This window comes from Denitrificimonas caeni DSM 24390 (assembly GCF_000421765.1).
Lineage (GTDB): Bacteria > Pseudomonadota > Gammaproteobacteria > Pseudomonadales > Pseudomonadaceae > Denitrificimonas > Denitrificimonas caeni.
Map to the genome: position 1 here is coordinate 1 of NZ_ATXQ01000002.1, position 22,754 is coordinate 22,754.

The 22,754-nt window shown below is 46.9% G+C and carries 25 protein-coding genes and 1 tRNA gene; 16 read left to right on the forward strand and 10 right to left on the reverse strand.

All coding sequences use genetic code 11. The features are described 5' to 3' along the window. The 4 genes from H591_RS0102965 to H591_RS0102980 form a co-directional block, all read left to right on the forward strand. A partial coding sequence (locus H591_RS0102965; RefSeq protein WP_028244129.1) for a reverse transcriptase domain-containing protein occupies window positions 1-702 on the forward strand: 702 nt, incomplete at its 5' end. 163 nt (window positions 703-865) lie between these two features. Further along, the gene (locus tag H591_RS0102970; RefSeq protein ID WP_022965461.1) at window positions 866-1,201 is read left to right on the forward strand and encodes a hypothetical protein; all 336 of its coding nucleotides are present in this window, start codon (window positions 866-868) and stop codon (window positions 1,199-1,201) included. Between the two features lie 8 nt (window positions 1,202-1,209). Next, a complete protein-coding gene (locus H591_RS0102975) occupies window positions 1,210-1,938 on the forward strand; it encodes a hypothetical protein (RefSeq protein WP_022965462.1) in 729 nt (242 codons plus the stop codon). A 51-nt stretch (window positions 1,939-1,989) separates the two neighbouring features. Then, on the forward strand, window positions 1,990-2,538 hold the full coding sequence (locus H591_RS0102980; RefSeq protein WP_022965463.1) for a hypothetical protein: 549 nt from the start codon (window positions 1,990-1,992) through the stop codon (window positions 2,536-2,538). Between the two features lie 71 nt (window positions 2,539-2,609). Here the strand turns inward: H591_RS0102980 and H591_RS14680 are convergent, their stop codons facing one another. Continuing rightward, a complete protein-coding gene (locus H591_RS14680; RefSeq protein ID WP_022965464.1) occupies window positions 2,610-3,287 on the reverse strand; it encodes a group II intron maturase-specific domain-containing protein in 678 nt (225 codons plus the stop codon). 163 nt (window positions 3,288-3,450) lie between these two features. On the opposite strand from H591_RS14680, the gene H591_RS0102990 reads away from it, so the two are divergent. Continuing rightward, entirely contained in the window at window positions 3,451-4,032 is a 582-nt protein-coding gene (locus H591_RS0102990) for a hypothetical protein (RefSeq protein ID WP_156853114.1), read from the forward strand. A 251-nt stretch (window positions 4,033-4,283) separates the two neighbouring features. Here H591_RS0102990 and H591_RS0102995 read toward each other — a convergent pair. Continuing rightward, a tRNA-Ser gene (locus tag H591_RS0102995) sits at window positions 4,284-4,371 on the reverse strand. Between the two features lie 112 nt (window positions 4,372-4,483). On the opposite strand from H591_RS0102995, the gene H591_RS0103000 reads away from it, so the two are divergent. The 3 genes from H591_RS0103000 to gorA all read left to right on the forward strand — a co-directional run bounded on the left by H591_RS0103000 (window position 4,484) and on the right by gorA (window position 7,526). Beyond that, window positions 4,484-5,152 (forward strand): Bax inhibitor-1/YccA family protein, encoded by a 669-nt coding sequence (locus tag H591_RS0103000; RefSeq protein WP_022965466.1) that lies wholly within the window; start codon window positions 4,484-4,486, stop codon window positions 5,150-5,152. Window positions 5,153-5,290: 138 nt separating this feature from the next. After that, window positions 5,291-6,124, forward strand: a complete 834-nt coding sequence (gene galU / locus H591_RS0103005) for a UTP--glucose-1-phosphate uridylyltransferase GalU (RefSeq protein WP_022965467.1) — start codon at window positions 5,291-5,293, stop codon at window positions 6,122-6,124. Between the two features lie 46 nt (window positions 6,125-6,170). Continuing rightward, on the forward strand, window positions 6,171-7,526 hold the full coding sequence (gene gorA, locus H591_RS0103010) for a glutathione-disulfide reductase (RefSeq protein WP_022965468.1): 1,356 nt from the start codon (window positions 6,171-6,173) through the stop codon (window positions 7,524-7,526). Window positions 7,527-7,606: 80 nt separating this feature from the next. On the opposite strand, the gene H591_RS14685 is transcribed toward gorA, so the two are convergent. Next, window positions 7,607-8,143 (reverse strand): copper chaperone PCu(A)C, encoded by a 537-nt coding sequence (locus H591_RS14685; protein WP_022965469.1) that lies wholly within the window; start codon window positions 8,141-8,143, stop codon window positions 7,607-7,609. 368 nt (window positions 8,144-8,511) lie between these two features. Here H591_RS14685 and H591_RS14690 point away from each other — a divergent pair, with 368 nt between their 5' ends. Together H591_RS14690 and H591_RS0103025 are read left to right on the forward strand one after the other, a co-directional pair. Next, window positions 8,512-11,370, forward strand: a complete 2,859-nt coding sequence (locus H591_RS14690) for a DUF2339 domain-containing protein (protein ID WP_022965470.1) — start codon at window positions 8,512-8,514, stop codon at window positions 11,368-11,370. Further along, window positions 11,360-12,727 carry a DUF3999 family protein gene (locus H591_RS0103025; RefSeq protein ID WP_022965471.1) on the forward strand — a complete coding sequence of 456 codons (1,368 nt, stop codon included), beginning with the start codon at window positions 11,360-11,362 and terminating at the stop codon, window positions 12,725-12,727. Before H591_RS14690 ends, H591_RS0103025 begins: the two co-directional genes overlap by 11 nt. 270 nt (window positions 12,728-12,997) lie before the next feature. On the opposite strand, the gene scpB is transcribed toward H591_RS0103025, so the two are convergent. The 4 genes from scpB to H591_RS0103045 all read right to left on the reverse strand — a co-directional run bounded on the left by scpB (window position 12,998) and on the right by H591_RS0103045 (window position 16,119). Further along, entirely contained in the window at window positions 12,998-13,771 is a 774-nt protein-coding gene (scpB, locus tag H591_RS0103030; protein ID WP_028244130.1) for an SMC-Scp complex subunit ScpB, read from the reverse strand. 1 nt (window position 13,772) lies between these two features. Then, window positions 13,773-14,570 carry a segregation and condensation protein A gene (locus tag H591_RS0103035; RefSeq protein ID WP_022965473.1) on the reverse strand — a complete coding sequence of 266 codons (798 nt, stop codon included), beginning with the start codon at window positions 14,568-14,570 and terminating at the stop codon, window positions 13,773-13,775. A 63-nt stretch (window positions 14,571-14,633) separates the two neighbouring features. Continuing rightward, a complete protein-coding gene (locus tag H591_RS0103040; RefSeq protein WP_028244131.1) occupies window positions 14,634-15,260 on the reverse strand; it encodes an L-threonylcarbamoyladenylate synthase in 627 nt (208 codons plus the stop codon). A 7-nt stretch (window positions 15,261-15,267) separates the two neighbouring features. Continuing rightward, complete coding sequence (locus H591_RS0103045) at window positions 15,268-16,119, reverse strand: PHP domain-containing protein (RefSeq protein ID WP_022965475.1); 852 nt, start codon at window positions 16,117-16,119, stop codon at window positions 15,268-15,270. Window positions 16,120-16,185: 66 nt separating this feature from the next. On the opposite strand from H591_RS0103045, the gene H591_RS0103050 reads away from it, so the two are divergent. The 5 genes from H591_RS0103050 to H591_RS0103070 all read left to right on the forward strand — a co-directional run bounded on the left by H591_RS0103050 (window position 16,186) and on the right by H591_RS0103070 (window position 19,700). After that, entirely contained in the window at window positions 16,186-16,776 is a 591-nt protein-coding gene (locus tag H591_RS0103050; RefSeq protein ID WP_028244132.1) for a septation protein A, read from the forward strand. A 2-nt stretch (window positions 16,777-16,778) separates the two neighbouring features. After that, entirely contained in the window at window positions 16,779-17,081 is a 303-nt protein-coding gene (locus H591_RS0103055; RefSeq protein ID WP_022965477.1) for a YciI family protein, read from the forward strand. Window positions 17,082-17,117: 36 nt separating this feature from the next. Further along, window positions 17,118-17,804 carry a response regulator transcription factor gene (locus H591_RS0103060; protein WP_022965478.1) on the forward strand — a complete coding sequence of 229 codons (687 nt, stop codon included), beginning with the start codon at window positions 17,118-17,120 and terminating at the stop codon, window positions 17,802-17,804. Window positions 17,805-17,905: 101 nt separating this feature from the next. Next, on the forward strand, window positions 17,906-18,325 hold the full coding sequence (locus tag H591_RS0103065; RefSeq protein ID WP_022965479.1) for a DUF2756 domain-containing protein: 420 nt from the start codon (window positions 17,906-17,908) through the stop codon (window positions 18,323-18,325). A gap of 64 nt (window positions 18,326-18,389) precedes the next feature. Further along, on the forward strand, window positions 18,390-19,700 hold the full coding sequence (locus tag H591_RS0103070) for a HAMP domain-containing sensor histidine kinase (protein WP_022965480.1): 1,311 nt from the start codon (window positions 18,390-18,392) through the stop codon (window positions 19,698-19,700). A gap of 8 nt (window positions 19,701-19,708) precedes the next feature. Here the strand turns inward: H591_RS0103070 and H591_RS0103075 are convergent, their stop codons facing one another. Both H591_RS0103075 and H591_RS0103080 read right to left on the reverse strand, forming a co-directional pair. Beyond that, window positions 19,709-20,272: a nitroreductase family protein gene (locus H591_RS0103075; RefSeq protein WP_022965481.1), complete on the reverse strand. Its 564-nt coding sequence runs from the start codon at window positions 20,270-20,272 to the stop codon at window positions 19,709-19,711. A gap of 173 nt (window positions 20,273-20,445) precedes the next feature. Then, complete coding sequence (locus H591_RS0103080; RefSeq protein ID WP_028244133.1) at window positions 20,446-20,817, reverse strand: YkgJ family cysteine cluster protein; 372 nt, start codon at window positions 20,815-20,817, stop codon at window positions 20,446-20,448. Between the two features lie 253 nt (window positions 20,818-21,070). On the opposite strand from H591_RS0103080, the gene H591_RS0103085 reads away from it, so the two are divergent. After that, a complete protein-coding gene (locus H591_RS0103085; protein WP_022965483.1) occupies window positions 21,071-22,462 on the forward strand; it encodes an adenylate/guanylate cyclase domain-containing protein in 1,392 nt (463 codons plus the stop codon). Here the strand turns inward: H591_RS0103085 and H591_RS0103090 are convergent. Beyond that, window positions 22,455-22,691: a glutaredoxin family protein gene (locus tag H591_RS0103090; protein ID WP_022965484.1), complete on the reverse strand. Its 237-nt coding sequence runs from the start codon at window positions 22,689-22,691 to the stop codon at window positions 22,455-22,457. The two genes, H591_RS0103085 and H591_RS0103090, sit on opposite strands and share 8 nt — an antisense overlap. Between the last annotated feature and the right edge of the window lie 63 nt (window positions 22,692-22,754).

Sequence of the window (22,754 nt, forward strand, 5' to 3'; positions counted from 1 at the left end):
ATAAATGGCGTAACACAAACCAGTACCGAAGGCGTGCCACAGGGTGGGCCGTTGTCACCGGTACTCTCGAACATTGTGTTGAACCAGTTGGACTGGGAGCTAGAACGTCGGGAGCACCGTTTCGTTCGCTATGCTGATGACTTTGTTGTGTTTGTTAAAAGTCGAGAAGCGGGTGAGCGCGTGATGAAAGGTCTGCAGCGCTATATTGGCGACTCGCTACGGCTCAAAGTGAATACCCAAAAGAGTGCAGTAGATCGGCCATGGAAACGAACCTTTCTTGGCTTTACGTTCAGTCAACGAGACCAGGGAATCAAGGTGGCGGATAACTCGCTACTGAAGCTCAAAGCTACGGTTAAATTGCTGAGCCGTCGAACAAGAGGCCATTCACTCAAACACATTATCGCAGAGCTAAGAAAGTCCCTGCTTGGTTGGAAAGCGTACTTCGACATAGCTGAAGTGCTGAGCCCTCTGCGTGATGTGGATAAATGGATTCGACGACGATTGCGTAGTTATATTTGGAAGCAATGGGGGCGCAAAGGCTATCGGATGCTTAGGCGCTTGGGTGTGGATCGATGGCTGGCATGGAATACTGCTAAGTCGGCTCATGGCCCGTGGCGATTAAGCGCAAGTCCTGCCCTTTACCGAGCGTTACCAAACAGATACTTTAAGAACTTGGGGCTGCCAGAACTGGCGGCAAGATGAAATTTAAAGAGATTTGAACCGCCGTGGTACGTGACCCGTATGCCCGGTGGTGTGGGAGGAGAGACGTCGTGAGGCGTCTCCCTATCCCGATTATGCTCCTCTACGACGCAATCTGTCGCTCAGATGTCGTAAGCTGAAAGAATAATGAGCAAAAGGAAACAATATGCCGAATTTTGATCAAAACTTTGAAGCTACTCGCCTTACTATGCTTGCCAAGCAATACCCTGAGATTGTGAAAGCTACCGGTGAAGTGATTTTCTGTGCGGAAGATAATGAATCTCGCTTGAGCGGCACTCGTTGGACGGTTGCGGACAACATTTTTGAGCAGGCTACTAAGTCAGGGTTCAAAGTGCACCTAATTGAGTTGATAGATAATTTCATTGAGTATCGGTGCCAATGTAATGAACTGCCGAATAAGGAAGGTGTTGTTCGTTTTTCTGGTGGCGAAATTAGTATCGAATGGTTACCCGACGGGTCAACGGATTTATCGCAAAGGTGACTGATTCTATGAAGCATGACGATGTAAAAGAAGAGCTTACTCAAGCTTATGTCGATATTTTGAAAAAATCACAGCTCAGCCAGATATATATCGATCAAGCTCTTTCAGGAATTTTTCTTGCATGTCCATCAGAAGCCTATTTTTTGTCATCTAAAAAATTAATGGTTATAGGTCAAGAGACTCGTAGCTGGCGCAATAGTACTTGCGCAATAAAAAATTATAATGATCTTGGAAAGGGATCAATTTTAGAGTCGATGAGGATTGCAAATAGCTTTAATAGGCGAAAACCCGGAAACAGTAAATTTCGACAAAGATACAAAGAAGCTTCTATTCGTATTTGCTCAGATTCACCTTCACCTTCTGAAGCCGCGGTATGGGCAAATCAGTTTTGTATCAGCTACAAGGGCGGTAGCCCAGTAAAATCTAAAAGTTTTGATCTAGTAAAAGAAATGTCATACAAGTTGCTTAGAGCTCAAATGAGTATATTGAAGCCAGATATAGCTCTATTTTTTACGGGTTCCGGCAGGGATAGGTTCATAAAAGAGTGCTTCCCTAGTTATGAAACACTGAAAGTGTTTGAGCCCAGGAGGCTATGGGGCTTCAAGATTGACGAAACTACTTGTTTCAGGACTAACCACCCTCGCTGGGGTCAGAGTAGTAGCTATATAGATCAGGCAATTGAAATGGCAGAATCGCATAACAATCGGCTGCACAGCGACCGATTTTCCGCCGTTTAGCGGCTCCAAACCGGCGCGTGAGCCGGGCGTTACACGTCTTAAGGAGAGATCGTGCAAAACCCAGGAGAAGAAATTGTAGGAGAGTATCTGAAATACTTTCTGGGCTGCGACTTCGTTGAGTACAACCTATACACTCCAGACGTTCAGGGAGAAATTGACGTTGTTGGCATAAACCCTAAAAACAAAATTGTTTATATCTGCGAGGTCGCTACCCATTTAGTAACGGGGCTTCAGTACGTCAAAGATCGCCAGCCAGACAACGTGGATCGCTTTACAAAAAAATTCCGAAAAAACATTCAATATGCCAACAAGTATTTCGAGGGTTATGAAAAGCATTTCATGCTTTGGTCGCCCATAGTCAAAAATCAAGGTGCGGGTGCAAAGAATAACCAAACGAGAGATATTGAAGAAATTCAGCAGAATTTACGTGCAGAGTTTGGTGTTGAGCTTGAGCCAATCATAAACCAAGCGTATTTCAACTGCTTATCACAGCTTAGAGAGTATGCTGCTAAAGAAACAAAGGAGTTAAAATCTCCTATTCTTCGGCTTATGCAAATTGAAGAGAAATTGGCTAAGCATGTATCCAAGCTCAACGTGTAATCGGGTAGCCGAGGGTTTCTAGCCCTCAGCCCCCACAACACCCTGCATGCGGCTCCGCACAGGGCGTTTCACTAAGAGTGATGAAGCTTAATCCAACCATCGCGTAATTCGTACAGACCCTGAGATTTTAAGTAAGCATTTGATAACGCCTGATTAATTCCCGGAGTTTTAGAGCTACGCCATGGGCCTTTGCTGGTGATACCGCATGCAACTGCAGCTTGCACATGAACGCCCAACCGCATTAAGTTTCTTACTTTAGTGCGCGGCTTGCGCCACTGTCGCCAATAGGCCATTCGCACTCTGCGCCGGATCCAATGATCCAGTTCAACGCAGTGCTGATAGCCACTGGCGATACCAAAGTAGTTTATCCAGCCGCGTAAATATTGGCTGACCTTAAACAGCTGGTATTTCATTGACACACCCCAGTTACGATTCGTGAGTTTGCGAACATTCTGCTTAAACTTCAGCAGTGTTTTCGGGTGCCAATGAATGCGGTTCGCCTTGAACGTAAAGCCCAAGAACTGGCTTTCATTGGTTTTAACCACACGACTTTTGTCAGTGTTGACCACTAACTTCAAACGGCTTTGCAAGTACTGACTGATACTGCGCAACACGCGCTCTCCAGCTCGCTGGCTCTTCACTAGAATCGTGAAATCATCCGCGTAGCGGGCAAACTTATGGCCGCGTTTTTCAAGTTCTTTATCCAGAGAATCGAGCATGATATTCGCCAGTAACGGCGACAGCGTCATAAATTAGAGTCAACAACCGTCCAAGCATTTAAGTTAAGGCACGAACCACACGCAACGCTGAACTACGACCACTGTTAAGTGACAGAAAATGTCACTTAACAGTGCGTATCTTTTAATAAAACTGGCTAACAATTGCTCCCACCTAATAACAGAGGGAAATAAAATGTCAGTAAAAATTCAGGTTGAACACAATAGAGTGTCGGTTCAAGCACCCTATAATCAGCTTTTTATACAAACAGCCAGAAGCTTAGACGGGAAGTGGGATGATAAGTCTAAAGCTTGGGTTTTTAATGTCCAAGAGGAACTGGCCGTCAGAAACGCCTGTTTACGTTATTACGGGACGGATGGCGTACTAACTGAGCAGGTCGATATTCGTGTTAGCGTTGGGGAGGGCGGAGTTTTACGTAGCTGTAAAAAGTCGCTAACCCTATTCGGTAGAGTAGTGGCTAAAGGTTTTGGCCGAGATTCTGGCGCTACGACAGGTCAAGGTATTATTTTAGAATCGGGCGGATTTTCCACAGGGGGCAGCTATATTAATTGGACTGTCTACGCCTACAGTGATACGACTTTTATTATGCGCGGAGCTCCTAAACAACTGGTCGATGAATATGGAGGTCAATTGAAAGTTGAGGTACTCCCGAGTGGCGGGAGAGCTGATCCAGACGAATTACTGGCAGAAAAAAAACGACTAGAGATGCGTTTAGTTGAGGTAAACAAACTTATTGAGCAAGATTTGGAAAAGTAGTAGCCAGCGCTTTTTAGCCATAATGACCAGCTCTATCAGTACCATAGGGCTGGTTATGCCTACCAGTTGAGAGCTAGTTGCACTTAGCAAGTTTTGTAAAAATTTTCTTGGTTAGCGGCAAGGACCATATAGATCGTAGTAAAACTTGTGAGACGTTGATTTTGTGCTGCTGCAGACTTGTATACCAACTTGTATACCGCAAACTGCAGGCGAAAAAAAACCCTTGAAAATCAAGGGTTTATTTTTAAATTTGGCGGAGGAGGTGAGATTCGAACTCACGGATAGTCGCCCATCGACGGTTTTCAAGACCGTTGCCTTCAACCACTCGGCCACTCCTCCCTTTCAACGGCGCTCATAATAGCGCATTATTTTTTACTGTCAAACTATTTCCGCTAATTTATTGAATTTGTTGCTATGATGACTCGCAGCATACTTATTTCAGGAGTTTAAAATGCGTGAACAACAGAATTACTCGTTAGAGCAAACCACTGCTACAGGAACAGAAAGCAGTGCTGTGTTACGTAACACCTATGGTTTACTCGCTCTGACCTTAGCGTTCAGTGGCTTGGTTGCCTACATTTCGCAACAAATGAATATGCCGCACCCAGGCATTATGCTGACCTTGGTTGGTTTTTACGGTTTATTTTTTCTAACCATGAAACTGCGTAACTCAGGCTGGGGCTTACTGACCACCTTCGCGTTAACCGGATTTATGGGCTATACACTGGGTCCAATTTTAAACATGTACTTGAGCATGCCCAATGGTGGCAGTGTCATCAGCTCAGCTTTTGCGATGACAGCTTTCGTATTCACCGGCTTGTCGGCCTATGTATTGATTACCCGTAAAGACATGAGCTTCTTAAGTGGCTTCATCACTGTGGGTTGCTTTGTTTTAATCGCAGCGATGATTGCCGGCTTTATTTTTGATATTTCCGGTTTGCAACTGGCGATTAGTGCAGGTTTTGTACTGTTTTCATCAGCAATGATTTTGTTTCAAACCAGTGCAATCATCAGTGGTGGCGAACGCAATTACATTATGGCGACCATCACTTTATATGTATCCATCTACAATCTGTTTTTAAGCCTGCTACACATCCTTGGTGTGACCAGTAACGACTAAAATACGGATCAGATACACAGCAAATGAAGGCTCTATTGGTTTACAATAGGGCCTTTTTTACAACTCCGACTTTATTAATATGCTGGCCAGCAAAAAATTATAGCCTGTTCACGCATCCACATAGCAAAAGGATCTGTCATGATTAAGAAGTGTTTATTCCCAGCTGCGGGCTACGGCACACGCTTTTTACCGGCAACGAAAGCCATGCCGAAAGAAATGCTGCCCATCGTCAATAAGCCTTTGATTCAATATGGCGTCGAAGAAGCGCTTGAGGCCGGTTTGCACGAAATCGCTGTAGTAACGGGTCGCAACAAACGGGCAATTGAAGACCATTTTGATATCAGTTATGAAATGGAGCAGCAGATTCAAGGCACTGATAAAGAACAATACCTGACCGGGGTTAGAAACCTTATTACACAATGCAGCTTTTCTTATACCCGCCAAATTGAAATGAAAGGGTTAGGGCATGCAATCCTCACTGGCCGCACCTTAATTGGTGATGAGGCCTTTGCCGTTGTGCTCGCTGATGACTTGTGCATCAACCCCGAAGGCGACGGTGTTTTGCAGCAAATGATCAAACTGTACAATCAGTTTCGTTGCTCCATTGTCGCCATCCAAGAAGTGCCGATGGAAGACACAGCAAAATACGGTGTGATTGCTGGTGAAATGATCCGTGAGGATATTTACCGCGTACATTCGATGGTTGAAAAACCCCAGCCTGAAGATGCACCGTCTAACCTTGCGATTATTGGCCGCTATATTTTAACCCCTGATATTTTTGATCTGATTGCCAGCACCGAACCCGGAAAAGGTGGTGAAATCCAGATCACTGATGCGCTTATGAAGCAAGCACAGCAAGGCTGCGTGATGGCGTATAAGTTTAAAGGCCAGCGTTTTGATTGTGGCAGTGTAGAGGGCTACATTGATGCCACCAACTATTGTTATGAGAACCTTTACCAAGAAGGTCAATAAATCTCACTAACACAACGTATTAACCACCTGAATTGGAGAGTGTTATATGTCCTATGATTTTGATTTGTTTGTCATCGGTGCTGGTTCAGGTGGTGTACGCGCTGCTCGTTTTGCCGCTTCATTTGGTGCGCGTGTTGCCGTAGCGGAAAGCCGTTATTTAGGCGGCACCTGTGTCAACGTGGGTTGCGTACCGAAAAAACTAATGGTTTATGCCGCGCATTTTCATGATGACTTTCAGTTGAGCCGCAGTTTTGGCTGGGACGTAGAAGCTAAGAGCTTTGATTGGTCGACACTGATTCGCAATAAAAACACTGAGATTGAGCGTTTAAATGCTATTTATGAAAAATTACTGCTTAACAGTGGCGTAACTCTACTTAACGGTCATGCCAAACTCATTGACGCACATACTGTTGAGGTTAATGAGCGACAGTACAGTGCTGAGCATATTCTTATTGCCGTTGGTGGCTGGCCACAGGTGCCTGATATTCCAGGCCGTGAACACGTGACAGATTCCAACCAAGTATTCTTTTTGCCAGAGCAGCCTAAGCGAGTCTTAGTGGTGGGTGGTGGCTATATTGCCGTGGAGTTTGCTTCAGTGTTTCATGGCCTCGGTTCACAGACGCAGCTGGCCTATCGTGGTGATCTGTTCTTACGTGGTTTTGATCAAGATGTACGCGAGCATTTGCAGCAAGAGTTGTTGAAAAAAGATATGACCTTACGCTTTAACTGCGATGTGCAAAGCATTGATAAACAAGCAGATAAGAGCTTATTAATCACGTTTAAAGACGGTCAAACCACTGAAGTGGACTGCGTCTTTTATGCTACGGGTCGCCGTCCGATGCTGGATAATTTAGGCTTAGAAAACGTCAATGTTAAGCTGGATAAGCAAGGCTACATTGCCGTTAATGAGCTATACCAAACCTCAGAAAGTAGCATTTTAGCCATTGGCGACGTCACCGGAGGCATGCAGCTGACGCCAGTCGCCTTAGCAGAAGGTATGGCTGTGGCACGACGTTTATTCCGTAAAGAGGAGTATCGTCCTGTCGATTACAACTTAATTCCTACGGCAGTATTTAGTCTGCCTAACATTGCCACTGTCGGCCTCAGCGAAGAGCAGGCAAGGGCAGACGGCTTTGCTGTGCAGATATTCAAAAGCAGCTTTAGACCGATGAAGCTCAGCTTGTCAGAGCAGCAAGAACGTATCTTTATGAAGCTGATTGTTGATGAAAAAACTGACCGGGTTCTAGGCTGCCATATGGTCGGACCAGATGCGGGGGAGTTGATGCAGGGGATTGCCGTCGCACTCAAAGCTGGTGCAACCAAGCAAGTGTTTGATGACACCATCGGCATTCATCCAACGGCTGCGGAAGAGTTTGTTACCATGCGCACACCCAGTGCTTAAATAAGCTGGCAACTTCGATTCAATGCAAAACGGCGCATACTCTGCGCCGTTTTGCATTTCACCGATCAAGCCACACGCTCTCAGTGCTGGTTATGCTGAGAGTGATCCATCTCTGGCGCTGCAGCAGAAGTGCCAGCATCGCTACTTTTAATCTGCACAGTGACATCCACTTGGCCGGCACGCTCAAAGTGCAGCGTCAGTGGCAGACTTTGGCCTGCAACTAGAGGCTTATGCAGATTAATCAACATAATGTGATAACCACCTGGTTCAAGAGTCAGGTCGCTATGCGCAGGAATATCAATACCATCGACTTTTACCATGCGCATCACGTCGCCTTCATGCACGTGTGCATGCAACTCTGTCACTTCGGCAATTGAGCTTTCAGCGCTCAGCAATCGATCAGCCTGGTCAGCATGATTAGATAAGCTTAAGAAGGCTGCGCCAACCGGTGCTGTAGGTGGTAGCTCACGTGACCAAGCCGACTTAACCACAAGAGCAGTTTGCTGGGTTTTGCTGGTTAGCTGCTGCTGATCCATTTCTTGCTGTTCTGCAGAAGTTGCAGCAGCAACGCCAAGTGTTAGTGCGAACACGCTTGCGGTAAGGGCAGTTAAGCGCATGAAGCCTCCGGGTAATGAACGAATCTTGATATTTGTCTAGATCGGCTAATTTAGCATGTTGCTGCTGATCGAGGTATGCGGCATTGCGCAGCAGTTTTGCTTAACAACAAAGATAGCTATGAGTCCATGCCAAGCTCCCTTGTATCGTCTGCTTAGGATGTTGTGTCACTGGAGCATGTGGATGCGCGTTATTTTTTATGCGATCAATGAAATGAATTTCTTAACAGCGCTGCTCATCACAGGGTAAAACAAAAATAATACTATAATGCGCCATCATGCTCATGCAGCAGGGCAAGGTCATCCAGCACCCGCTAATTTGGTAATTACTGATAACAATAAACACTTAATACTGAACAAGGAATGATCTGATGGGTTTGTGGGGCGTTATTTGGGCAAGTGTGGCTTTCCTTGCTGTGCAACTTGGACCATTCGGTATGGATTCTTGGTTTTTATGGCCACTGCTTGGCTTAGGTGCGGCTCTGCATTTAAGACATGAGATCCGTAAAGAAGTAGCAGCATCCATTGCTGCAAACAATCGCAAGAATGCCCAACAACTTGCTCAGCTAAAAGCGCAGTCATTGGTTAAAGCAGCAGCTCAGCCGATCAATCCCCCCATAGCTCAAGCTATCGAGCCCGTTACTGTTGAGCTCGAGCTCACGCTTGATGAAGGTGTGCTTGCGCCGCCGATTCAGCTGCGCTCTGAGCCTATACCGAGCGCGAGCAAACCGCGTGTACAGAATGACTACATACCAACGCCTAAGGCTCACCAAGAGCCGCAAGCCTCTCCAGTAGGCGGTGTTTCCGCGTTGATACAGCGCGGTATTGACTGGTTGCTTGGCGGCAACACCATGGTGCGAGTCGGTGTGGTTGTAGTATTTATTGGCTTGGCTTTTTTAGCTAAATACACCACACAACAGGGCTTATTGCCCATTGAACTGCGCTTAAGTTTTATCGCATTATGTGGCTTAGCGCTGCTCTCATTTGGCTTTATCAAGCGCAAAATGATGCCCAATTATGCCTTAGCCTTACAAGGTGGGGGCGTGGCAGTGCTCTATTTAACCTTGCTGGCAACGATGAAAGGTTATGGCTTACTAGGCATGCCCATTACTTTTTCGCTTATTATTTTAGTCTGTGCCGCCGGCTGCCTGCTGGCCTTGCTGCAAAACAGCCAAGCCCTAGCAGTGATGTCCTTGGCGGGCGGATTCGCAGCGCCTGTGCTGCTGTCGACTGGCAGCGGTGATTACATTGGCTTATTTAGCTATTACATGGTGCTAAACCTTGCGATTTTGCTGATTGCTTACTTTAAGTACTGGCGCGCACTCAACTTACTTGGTTTTTTAGCCACATTTGGTGTAGGTACAAGCTGGGGACTGCTTTCATTCACAACAGAAAACTACCTGCCAACCCAACTTTTTTTAATTGGGTTTTTCCTGATTTACCTGATTACAGCTCTGTTCTATGCCAAAAATGCGGCACGTCAAGCTGCCAAGACACACTTAGAATTTGTTGATCAAACTTTAGTTTTTGGTGCGCCAATCATCGGTTTTGCTTTGCAATACGGTTTGATTAAACATTTACCATTGGGCGCTGCTTTTTCTGCTCTGATTTTAGCGTTTTTGTATGCACTATTAAGCATGTTGCTATTGAACAAAATAAAACAAGGTAAGCAACATTATCGCTTACTGGCGGAGAGCTTTATTGCTTTAAGCGTCGGCTTTATCACGGTAACAATTCCCTTAGCTTTGGATGGAGAATTCTTAGCCATTTCATGGGCCTTACAAGGAACGGCGGCTTTTTGGGTCGGTGCCAGGCAAGCACGCTGGATGCCTCGTCTACTCGGACTGGCTTTATATGCGACTTCTTTGGCGATTTTATTAGAGCCAATGACCTGGTCAGAGTTAAGTAGCCCAGTACTCAGTACGTTAATAATGGCTGTTCTTGCGCTGATTCTTGCGTTTTGGTTGAAAAAGCCTCTAGCCCATAGCAATAGCAGCCTGGCTCAGACATACAGTTCTGTTGAGCCGGTCTTGCACCCGATTTTCTATGCCTTAGGTTTGCTCTTAATATGGCTCGCCTGCGCAACTCAAATTGCAACGCTTGATCAAGCAGGGTTGCTCAACCGCTTCGCTGATAGCACGGGAGACAACGCGCTACAGCTCTATTTAGTAGCAGCGACAGCACTGTTACTCGTATTTGCATCAATGCGCTGGGGGCGCAGGATTTACGCGCAGGCCGATGCCGCCGCGTATTGCATTTTGCCGGTGGTTCTATGTACCTTTCTTGTCGTAACCGTGAGTCATAGCAGTCAAACAGTTTTAGCAGATTATGGTTGGGCATTTTGGCTTTTAGCCTTTGTTTTGCATTACTACAGTTTATATTGGGCCGATCATCACAGCGAACTGTTCACAAAATCTGTGCGTAGATTTGCGCATGCAAGCAGTGTCTACATTCTTTTGGCGGTATTCGGACAAAGCCTCTATCAGGTGGTACATCAAAGCAGCTTGGTAACCAGCGCTTGGCAAAGTGTCACATTTTTATTCTGTGCAACGGTTTGCTTAATACTGCTGACTACATGGGCTGGAAAAGTACGCAACTCCTGGCCATTACGTGATTACAGTTCGGTGTATCTGCAAGCGGGCGCTATACCCTTGGTGGCATTAATCGCTTGGCTAGCAACCTTACTGATGCTGACGTCATCAGGTTTAGCTAAACCGCTGCCATTTATCCCTATTATTAACCCGACAGATTTAACCGTATTGCTCGGCATTGGCAGTCTTGCTGTTTGGTTCTCATCGCTACGCAATCATCCACAGATGCAGATGTTTTCTAGTGCAATTTCCTTGCGAAACTTTTATGTATGCATGGCTGTTGCATTGTTTGTTTGGCTCAATACTGCTTGGTTGCGCACAGCGCATCATTACTTTGATGTTACTTGGCAGGCTGAGGCTTTATTTAAAAGCTTTGCAGTGCAGACAGGCTATGCCATTTTATGGTCAACGTTAGCCCTAGTGCTGATGCTGGTCGCGCACCGTCGTTTATCTCGCTGGATTTGGATGGTAGGGGCGGCTTTATTGGCACTGACAGTGGTCAAACTGGTGTTAATTGACCTTGCCAATCATGGCGGTATGGAACGAGTGATCGCCTTTATTGTAGTGGGGGTGATGCTTTTGATTATTGGATACTTTGCCCCGATTCCACCCTCGACTGGAGATCAGCATGAAGCATAAAAAATCCAGCGCCGCGCTATTTTTGCTCGTGTGCGTCACTCATCTTGCTGCGGCACCTTTAGTTGATTTACAGCTACACAGCCAAGACAGTATTCATCGTGTGAGTGTGCCTAGTCAGCTGTTGGTTGAGTGTCAAACAGCTGGTTTTGCAAATATTCATGTCATCGATGGGGCTGGTAAAAACATGAGTATGGCGCGTATTTCAGCTAAAAAAGCGCGCACAGTTTTGAATACAACAACCGCAATTAACGCTGTATATCCATTATGGGACAGGCAGGCCTTGCCTGATCGGTCCGCCTTGCGCGTGATTGAGCAGCAAGGGCTGCGCAGTCTTGAGTGGAACACTGTCACCAGCAGCGAAACCTCTCAGCGCAAGCAACGCGGGGTACTACTCGACAGCCGCTTATTTGATAAAGATCACCAGGCTGTGCAATTGATTCTAAGCGCTGATATTCCAGAAAGCGAAATGATTCCTGTGCAAATCGATATCAGCAAGGATCTCAAGCGCTGGCAGCCACTGCACACCGATGCGTTTCTTGGCCGCTGGCACAGCGAAGACGGTAATGTCATTAATAAAATGAGCATTGACCTGCCATACATAGCGTTAAATGAGCACTTTATTCGCTTGCGCTGGGACGAGGCTTTGGCCGGCGAAATAGTCATTCACCGTGCAGAAATTATCAGTGAGCAACAGCAAAACACTGCGCCCCCGCAGGAACGTATTGAGTTAGGCGCACCCCAGAGTAAAACTATGCAGGGTAAACAGGCTTTGATCTGGCAATTCAACCCGCCTTTGGCCATTGATGCTTTGCAATTAAGCACACAGACTTTAGGTACAAATGTAGCTGTGCAATTACAGGGCAGGGTAAGCTCAGAATCACCTTGGCGCACACTTAGTCACGGCTCAGTGATGCACGTGCAATACGATGGCAAAACCCATAACAACCAACCGCTTAGGGTGAGTAAAGAACGTTGGCAAGCACTACAGGTTTTAACCACGGGGCATAATGCTGTTTGGCCAAGCGATATGACTGCCGTAGCTTTAGTGCCGTTGCAGCAGCTTGCATTTTTAGCACAGGGCCATGCGCCGTATCGGTTAACCTGTACAAACCAAGAAAACACATGGTTGCAGCTAGCACAATTGATTCCTGGCTATCAGCAAGGTCACGAAGACAAATTACCTGAAGCCAGCTTTAGCCTAGATGAGCCGGTTACGCCTGCGGCGCTACAATCACAATCTGAGCGTCCACCATATTTATTGTGGGCAATCTTAGCGGCTGGCGTTGTAGTGTTGGCTGCCATGCTGATAATCATCATCCGGCAACTGAAAACAACTGCGAAGGATGATGAACAGTAGATCTTATCCTCAGTAAAAACCGATAAGTGACATGCGGCAGCTAAATTAACATCTGTGCGCATGGCGCTGCTTTTATCATCAGTTAGTAAAGCCGAGTAGCTGTTGTTGATGCAGGTACGTATTGACTGAAGCAGATTCATGTCTTAGCTGAGGCTGTAACCCAGCAGGAAGGAGGTGTCTGTCGATGCAAAGGGGTTTAGTCGTATGGTCTTCAATATAGTCGATTTAACATAATATTGATTATGGCATATATAAACGTAGCAACTGAGATCACTCTTTAGCTGTAATCTGATCAGTGCTCTGTGAGTCAGCTTCAGGTTTATCGATGCTCAGCTCTAACGGCTGATCGGTAAACTCTGTTTTCAAACCTTGCTCCATGTCGTCCAACTCAGCGAGTAACGAACTAAAAGTGATGTTGTTATCTTCAGGCTCTGCGTTTTTTGCGGTTTCGGCTGTAGTCGCAACCTGTGCTTGTACGCTCTGCTGCAGATCATCTTCTGGTTCTGGTTGTAAGCCTTTTAACTCAGCGAGATTTGGCAGTTCATCGAGTCCGCGCAGATTGAAATAATCGAGGAACACTTTGGTGGTGGCTAACATGGCTGGCTTACCCGGCACATCTTTATAACCAACCACGCGTATCCATTCACGCTCTAAGAGCGTTTTGATAATTTGCGTGTTGACTGCCACGCCGCGCACATCTTCAATTTCACCGCGTGTGATTGGCTGACGGTAAGCGATCAGCGCCAAGGTTTCGAGCATGGCGCGAGAATAACGCTGCGGGCGCTCTTCCCATAAACGTCCAACCCAAGCGCTGTATGCAGAGCGCACTTGTAAGCGGTATCCAGAAGCGACTTCAGTCAGTTGATAACTGCGTGTCGCCACATCTTCAGCCAGTTTGGCCAGTGCGGCTTTTAATTGACTGCTGCTCGGACGCTCCTCTTCATCAAATAACTCGGTTAAACGCTCTAGGCTTAAGGGTTTGGCGGCGGCCAACAACAAGGCTTCCAACACTAAAGCAAATTGCTCTACATCATCAAAATCCAGCTCATTCATGCTGTTTAGTCCGTACATGGATTTCGCTATAAGGCTCATTCTGAACCAGTTCAATTAACGACTCTTTTACCAGTTCCAAAATCGCCATAAAGGTCACCACCACCCCTAAGCGCCCTTCTTTTATGCTAAATAAGCGCGCAAAGGGCACAAAGCTGCCATCTCGCAAGGCTTCTAGCACCATGCTCATGCGCTCACGGGTGGATAAGGTTTCACGGCTAATTTGATGGCTTTCAAACATATTGGCGCGGCGTAACACTTCAGCCATGGCCAATAACACCTCTTCAAAAGCCACATCAGGTACTAAGCGACGGCTGCGCGCATCCGGTGCCACAGCCTTTGCAATAAACACATCGCGACCTAAGCGTGGGATTTCATCTAAGTCTTCTGCTGCCGTTTTAATCCGCTCGTATTCTTGCAGGCGACGAATCAACTCAGCGCGCGGATCGTCTTCTTCATCGGCTGCACTGTGGCGGCTGCGTGGTAACAGCATGCGCGACTTAATTTCAGCCAGCATGGCGGCCATCACTAGGTATTCAGCGGCCAACTCAAGGCGCACCGCTTTCATTAGCTCGACATAACCCATGTATTGATGGGTGATTTGCGCGACTTGAATATCAAGAATATCGATGTTTTCTTTGCGAATTAGATACAGCAGTAAATCCAGCGGCCCTTCAAAAGCTTCCAAAATCACTTCTAAAGCATCAGGTGGAATATACAAATCCATAGGCAAAGCGGTCATCGCTTCGCCATACACCAGCGCTAAAGGCAGTTGCAGAGCTTCCGCAGGCATTACATCGACGCCCTGCTCTATTGTCGAAACACTTGGTGCTGACGGATTAGACATGTGCTGCCATCAAAGCGACTGGAAAGGTTCGGGATCGCCGCAACCAATACGCAGCACTTCGGGTTCTTCATCAACAAAACTAACAACAGTAGAGGCTTCAATGCCGCCATAACCACCATCAATAATCAAATCAACTTGGCTTTCTAGCAGGTCACGAATCTCGTAAGGATCACTCAGCGGCTCAGTCGCATCAGGCAGAATCAGCGTCACGCTCATCAGCGGCTCACCCAGTTCTGCTAATAACGCCTGTGCAATCGGATGGCCTGGGACGCGCAAACCGATGGTACGACGCTTAGGATGCATCAGCATACGTGGAACTTCACGTGTTGCATTAAGAATGTAGGTATAAGGTCCTGGTGTATAAGCTTTTAATAGGCGAAAGGCGGTGGTATTTACTTTAGCAAACACACCTAACTCTGACAGATCGCGGCACATTAAAGTGAAGTTATGTTTGTCATCTAAACGACGAATTCTGCGAATACGTTCCAATGCACTTTTGTCACCTAAACGGCAACCCAATGCATAGGATGAGTCAGTCGGATAAATGATCACGCCACCTTTGCGAATCACTTCCACCGCTTGTTTAACTAAACGTTCTTGCGGGTTTTCCGCATGAATCTGGAAAAACTTCATAATGATGTCCTTATAGTGAGTTATTGGAATGATGGACGAATAAGGGGGTGAGATCGTCTGGTATAGCTCGATACTTACCTAATTCTGACCATTGCCGTGGCAGGTGAAAATCACTGCCTGCAGTCACTTTTAAATTAAATTCACGGGCTAAAATCGATAGTGTGCCGACTTGTTCGGCTGGCTGCATGCCATTGACCACTTCGATAGCATGGCCGCCAGCGTTGACAAAGTCCTGCACTAAACGACGGCGCTTAGTGCGGGTGAAATTATAATGGTACAAATGTGCCAAACTGATCGAAGCCTTAGCTTGAGTCAACACGGCCATAGTGTCGTCAAAAGACGGCCAATGCTGCTTCACATCACCAATCTTGCCTGCACCGAGCCATTTACGAAAGGCTTCTGCATGATCGCGCACATGGCCTGCATTCACTAAGAACTGAGCAAAGTGTGGACGTGCCGGTGCATTTAAACTGTCGCCTAATGCCGCCTGAATGGCTTGCGCACCGGCTAAAGCATCGGGCATGCCTTTTGCTGCAAGACGTTTTGCAATTTCTTGCGCGCGCAACCAGCGCCCTTCATGTAAATCTTTGACTGCTGCTAATAAAGTCGGATCATCTAAAGCAAAGTCGTAACCTAAGACGTGGATGGTGGCACCACCCCATAAGCACGACATCTCAATGCCGGTGATGAGCTTGATGCCGACTTCTTGTGCTGCTTGCTGAGCCTCGATCAGGCCTTCCAGTGTATCGTGATCGGTGAGAGATAAAACCTCAACACCTTGCTGATGTGCGCGCAACACAACCTCACGTGGCGCAAGAGCCCCGTCAGATGCTGTACTGTGACAATGTAGATCTATATCCATTTTCAATGCTTACGCTAGCCGCTGTGTTTGCTATTATGCCGTTTCCTTACTGTTATGGCGCGCACTGTGAAACAATTCATCGATTTTATCCCTCTTCTGCTGTTTTTTATCGTCTTTAAGCTAGAACCGCGTGATATTGAGCTGGCAGGCCATGTTATTTCGTTCGGCGGTATCTTTAGCGCCACGGCAATCTTGGTGATCAGCTCGGTGCTGGTCTACGGCAGCTTGTTTTTAGCCCATCGCCGCTTAGAAAAAAGCCAATGGATTACCTTAGTGGGTTGTTTGTTTTTTGGTGGACTGACGTTAGCTTTTCATAGCGAAACTTTTTTAAAGTGGAAAGCACCGGTGGTGAACTGGCTATTTGCTTTGGGCTTTGCTGGTAGTCATTTTATTGGTGAGCAGCCTTTAATCAAGCGTGTTATGGGCCATGCCGTCAGCCTGCCTGATCGGATTTGGACCAGACTCAATATCGCTTGGATCGTTTTCTTCCTCTTTTTAGGCACCTCGAATCTGTTTGTAGCCTTTAACTTTCCGTCGATTTGGGTCGACTTTAAAGTGTTTGGCAGCTTAGGAATGACGGTGCTGTTTTTGATTGGCCAAGGGATATTCTTGTCACGTTACATGCAAGACACTCCAGTTAACCCGAATAAGGAATAACCATGCTTTATGCAATTATTGCGACTGATAATACCAATAGCTTAGAGCTACGCTTGGCTGCACGCCCTGCTCACCTAGAACGCTTACAAGCACTGCAAGATAGCGCGCGTTTAATTATTGCCGGCCCTCATCCAGCGATAGATAGTAACGATCCTGGTACTGCAGGTTTTAGTGGTAGCTTAATTGTCGCCGAATTTGCTTCTTTGCAAGACGCGCAAGAGTGGGCCGCTGCTGACCCGTATTGCGCTGCGGGTGTTTATGCGGATGTACAGGTGAAACCTTTTAAGCAAGTATTCCCGCAGTAAGATGCTCACTAGAGCTGTTGGAGTTGTTAAAGCGCTATGAGCAATATTTTACTCATTGATGACGACCAAGAGTTATGCGAGCTATTAAGTCATTGGCTCAGTCAAGAAGGCTTTGTCGTGCATGCTTGCTTTGATACTGCAGGCGCACAAGCCTACTTGGCTGACGGACATCAGGTTGATGCAGTGATTCTGGATGTCATGCTGCCGGACGGCAATGGTTTAGAATTGTTGCGCAAATTACGTCAAGAGCATGCAGAGCTACCGGTGCTGATGCTCTCTGCGCGCGGTGAGCCCACTGACCGTATTATTGGTTTAGAACTGGGCGCTGATGATTATCTGGCTAAGCCTTGTGATCCACGCGAGTTAACCGCTCGTCTGCGTGCGGTATTGCGCCGTAGCGTTAGTTTACCCTGTGTGCCCAGCAATATCGTCTTCGGCGACTTGCAGTACAGTCCCGCGCGCGGCGTGGTGAATATCAATGATCAAGCGGACATTGTCTTAACCGTCTCTGAAGGCCGTATTCTTGAAGCGCTACTGGCAACACCAGGTGAGCCCATCGACAAACAACAACTGGCGCAACTGGCGCTTGATCGTAAGCTCACCCTGTATGACCGCAGCTTAGATATGCATGTCAGTAATTTACGACGTAAACTCGGAGCGCACGCTGACTCACGCCCTCGAATCATTGCTATGCGCGGACGCGGTTATTTCTACAGCGCATAAAGTTTACCTATTCTTTACATGAGCTTGACCGCAGTTGACGTTGATCTTGGCATACTTGTTCCATCCCGAAGACATCGGGACTCTTATTAAGGAGAAACACCATGCGAATCAAATTAACTGCCCTATTATTCAGTGCCCTACTTCCTTTTAGCGTTTTTGCTGCAACTGAAGCGCCGGCACAAGTTGGCAAAACAGCGCAACAAGAACAGCGTATGCAAGAGCGTCAACAAATGATGCAGCAGCGCCAGAGTGCTTGGTTTGATGAACTTGAACTCACCACTGAACAACGCGCAAGCTTTCAAGAGGAAATGCAGCAGCACCGAGCGCAACAACAAGCTGCGCGTAAAGCCCATCACGACAAACTGCGTGGCGTGTTAAATGCAGAGCAACAAATAAAGTTCGACAAAAAAATCAGTACCATGCAAAACAATATGCACAAGAAGCAGAAAATGCATCGCTCTGGCAAAACTTCTCGCGCAGATTGCCAGAATCAACCATCTGGTAAATGTGCGACTCAATAACTCAGAAGTATCCCGCAGCGGTTCATGCCTAAGCTGAACCGCTGCTTTTATTAGGATCAACACTATGCGCTCATTGTTTTGGCGAATTCTTGGCGCATTTTGGCTGGCACTGATAGTAACTGGCGCTTTAACCTACTTATTAGTGCGTATGTTCAATCAAGATGATTGGATTCTTAATCATCACCCCAGTTTAAACAGCTTCGCTAGCACCTGGTTGCAATTGCATGAATCGGGGCAACTGCAACAAGCGCAACGTTTATTGCAGCAGCAAAAGCACCATTACCGAATTGAAACACAAATTCTGGATGAAAATGGTCTGTCATTGAGTCGCGATATCTCGCCCCGCTCGGCAGCTTTGGAGGCCAAGCGCGGTATGCACCGCTTACCGTGGCGACGCATCACCCAAGAAGTAACAGGCAAGCAAGGCGCAATCTATTTGTTTGTTTACCGCATTCCTCATAGCGAACTCGGCGCATGGCAACGCAGTGATGGTTTACGACCGATTAGTGCGTTAGTCATCGCACTGAGCGTATTAACTTTGATGAGCCTACTGCTGACTATTTCAATTACACGGCCGCTTAATCGCTTACGCGATGCAGTGCATGATCTGGGTCGCACCAGCTATCAGGACCATCAACTGGCGAAACTGGCGACTCGGCGTGATGAGTTGGGCACTTTGGCGCTTGATTTCAACCAAATGGGCCAGCGCCTGCAAGGTTTGATCAGTAGTCAACGGCAATTGCTGCGCGATGTTTCCCATGAACTGCGCTCACCGCTAGCGCGCTTACAAATTGCTTTAGCATTGGCCGAACGAGCAGAGCCTGAGGAGCAGAAAGCGCTATGGCCCCGCTTACAACTCGAATGTCAGCGCTTAGACGGCTTGATCAATGAAATACTGACCTTGGCGCGCTTAGATCAGCAGCAAACGGCCAAACAACCGATTGATATCGCTCAGTTACTCAGCAAGCTGCGGGAGGATGCGCTGCTGTTGCAGCCTGAACAGAATATTGTCATCACAGGCACGCAACATTGTCTCTATAACGGCTGGCCAGACAGCCTACAGCGCGCATTAGATAACCTATTGCGCAATGCTTTGCGCTTTAACCCTATTGGGCAACCAATTGAAATAGATGTGCACCAGCAGACGCAGGGCTTAACCATCAGTATTCGCGATCATGGCCCAGGTGTCAGTGAGCAATGGCTCGACAGACTCGGCGAGACTTTTTTTCGTGTACCAGGCCAAGCACAACCTGGCTATGGCTTGGGCTTGGCGATTGCAAAAAGAGCGGTGCAACAACTTGGTGGACAATTGCACTTGAGTAATCATCCGCAAGGCGGCTTTATCGCCACTGTGCAGTTGCCTATCACTGACTAATTCAGCAGTTACTGCTCAGGCCAAGTTCGTAACAAAGGCCCTGGATCAACTGCAGGTGGATTACGTAAGCTATTGATTGGCGTACCGAGGTACATGTACGCAACAATTGTCTCGTTTTCTTGCAAGCCTAGTCCTTGCTTAATATGCGTAATTTCAGCCATCGCCCCCGTACGCCATACCGCGCCGACCCCTTGTGCATGCGCTGCTAATAAAATGCCATGTGCAGCGCAACCTGCTGCGAGCAGTTGCTCATGTTTAGGAACAGTCAAATGCTCATGCAGTACGCCGACGACAATTAAAATCAACGGTGCTCGCATCGGCATGTTCCGCGTTTTCTCAATCTGCTCAACAGTTGCTTCAGGCGTAGTGCTAAGTAAACCGGTTACGAATAACTCGCCTAAAGCTTTACGATCATCCCCTTGCACAGTAACAAAGCGCCACGGACGAATTTGACCATGATCTGGTGCACGCAAAGCTGCGCGCAGCATAAGATCAATTTGCTCGGCAGTGGGTGCTGGGTCTTGTAAGCGCGGCACTGATACTCGCTTTAATAGAAGCTCTAGCGCGTCCATGATATCCCTCCTAATGAGCTGATTGAGAACTGTATGAGTATGCATTTATGTTGTTTGCTGATGATATTAATCAAATCTGCGAGAATAACCAACCAAAACACTAGGTTTTATGATCTTTCTCGCAGTGAAAGCTAAAACCAACAGTTATTCATTCGCCCGTCTAGTGCGCTAGCTCAAGCAACACGGTCAGGGCTGATGCTAGGCTCTATTGGTGGATCTATCGGCGGTAAACCGTGAGCAGCACGGGCAGCATCACAATGCGGGTTATGCTCGCCATTTTCCCAGGAAGCCTGAAACTCTTGGCAACTGGATGAACGTTTCTCATACATAGTACAGCGCACACCCTGCCCGATATCGCCCATCAGTGCGTTGCAGCGGGCAGGCTTGCGATCAGTACCAATCATCGCTACATAGGTTGAATTTATCGGAATAACCATACTGTCGGGCACGGAGCCACCGGCTGATTCACACTCACCCCAAAAAAAAGAAACTCGAAAAAAAGCGCAACAGGCGCCACAGGTTAAGCAAGGATTGCTGTCGGACATGATAGGTAAAAACCAAATGATACCGGCCAAGGCCGGTGCAGCAATATTTTAGCGCTTGTTAAAAAAACAAGGTAGTATCAAATACATATTTTTTTATGCACGCACACTTTCTACATGGGCAATTCATAATGACTAAGAGCTGTGTCAGTCTGTCGCTTTACCCGCGTGCCAGTCACCCGTATTATTACGCCAGTTAATAACTGTTGTCGGCTCATAAATATAATAAATAGATCATTAGGGATATAGTGGGTAAATGAAGGCCATTACTTCAAAAAAGCCAGCAGGCATCACTCCGAACGCGCCATTGCAAGAGTTCTATTCTCGCGTTTTAGCCTATATGTTTATTGCGGCATTGATCGCCGCAGGTACTTACACTGGTTTTTTCTCATATAGCCTTTTATGGGTTGTTCCTTATGCTTTGCTATATCCACATTTAGCCTATTTCTTCACTTCGCGCTTTAAGACTCACTATCCAAAGTTCACTTACACAACCGAACTCTTTCTCGATTCACTGCATACCGGTACTGTCCTTGCCCTGATAGGCTTCGCTATCATTCCATCATTGATGGGACTGCTGATTATTACCCTGAGCACTTTAATCGTTGGCGGATTGCGCTTGATGCTGCCTATGCTGATTGGCTCAGTCAGTGTGGCTGGCATAGCAGGCTTATTATTGCAGCCCACCATTCAATTTGAAGCACCACTGTTAGTTTCAGTCGTCAGCGTACTCTTTGCTGCTTTATATATTTGCATTACTGCCTACTTTGTCCACTTACAAAGTATTCACCTCGCTAAAGTTCGACTCGATATTAAACGTGAACAAGAAAAAGCAGCGCGCTTAGCGCATAACCTTGCCAAATACTTATCACCACAAGTCTGGCAAATGATTTTTAGTGGTAAGCGCACAGTTAAGCTTGAAACGCAGCGTAAGAAGCTAACCGTATTTTTTTCTGACATTAAGGGTTTCACTGAGCTGTCTGAAGAACTCGAAGCGGAAGCGCTAACCGATTTACTCAATAACTATCTCAATGAAATGTCCAAAATCGCCTTAAAGTATGGCGGCACGATTGATAAGTTTATTGGTGATAGCGTAATGGTGTTCTTTGGTGACCCTAATACCCAAGGCGCCAAGAAAGACGCTGTTGCGGCGGTATCAATGGCAATTGCCATGCGCAAGCACATGAAAGTATTACGCCAGCACTGGCGCGCTCAGGGCATTGATAAACCCCTAGAGATCCGTATGGGTATCAATACCGGTTACTGCACCGTAGGTAACTTTGGAGCAGACACACGGATGGATTACACCATCATCGGCCGCGAAGTAAACCTAGCCAGCCGCTTAGAAAGCGCTGCTGAGTCAGGTGAGATTTTGATGTCGAATGAAACCTACTCACTGACTAAAGATGTGATCATGGCGCGTGATAAAGGCCAGATTAACGTGAAAGGTTTCTCCCGCCCTGTGCAAATATTCCAAGTGGTAGATTTTCGCCGTGATCTTGGCGCAACCAGTAGCTATGTTGAGCATGAGCTGCCTGGTTTCTCAATGTACTTGGATACCAGTAATATCCAAAACTACGATAAAGAGCGCGTGATTGGTGCCCTTAAAGAAGCAGCCGAACGCTTACGCGATAAGATCATTATGTAAGTAACTGCAGCACCGCTTGCTGATCAAATGGCCAGTGCAGTTCTTGGCCATTATCAACTCGACGCAAAACCGGAATGCTTAAAGCATAACGCTCAAGCCACTCAGGCGAATCAATAATATCCAGTAACTCAACCATTAAGCCTTGCGCAACAAAAGGCTGCAAGACCTGCTCTGCCTCTTCACAGAGATGGCAACCCAAGGTGCCAAACAACTCGCAATGTACTGACATACAGACTCTGTTTGCTTAATCCAATAAGTCCTTATTATAGGCAAGAATACAACTAAAATCAGC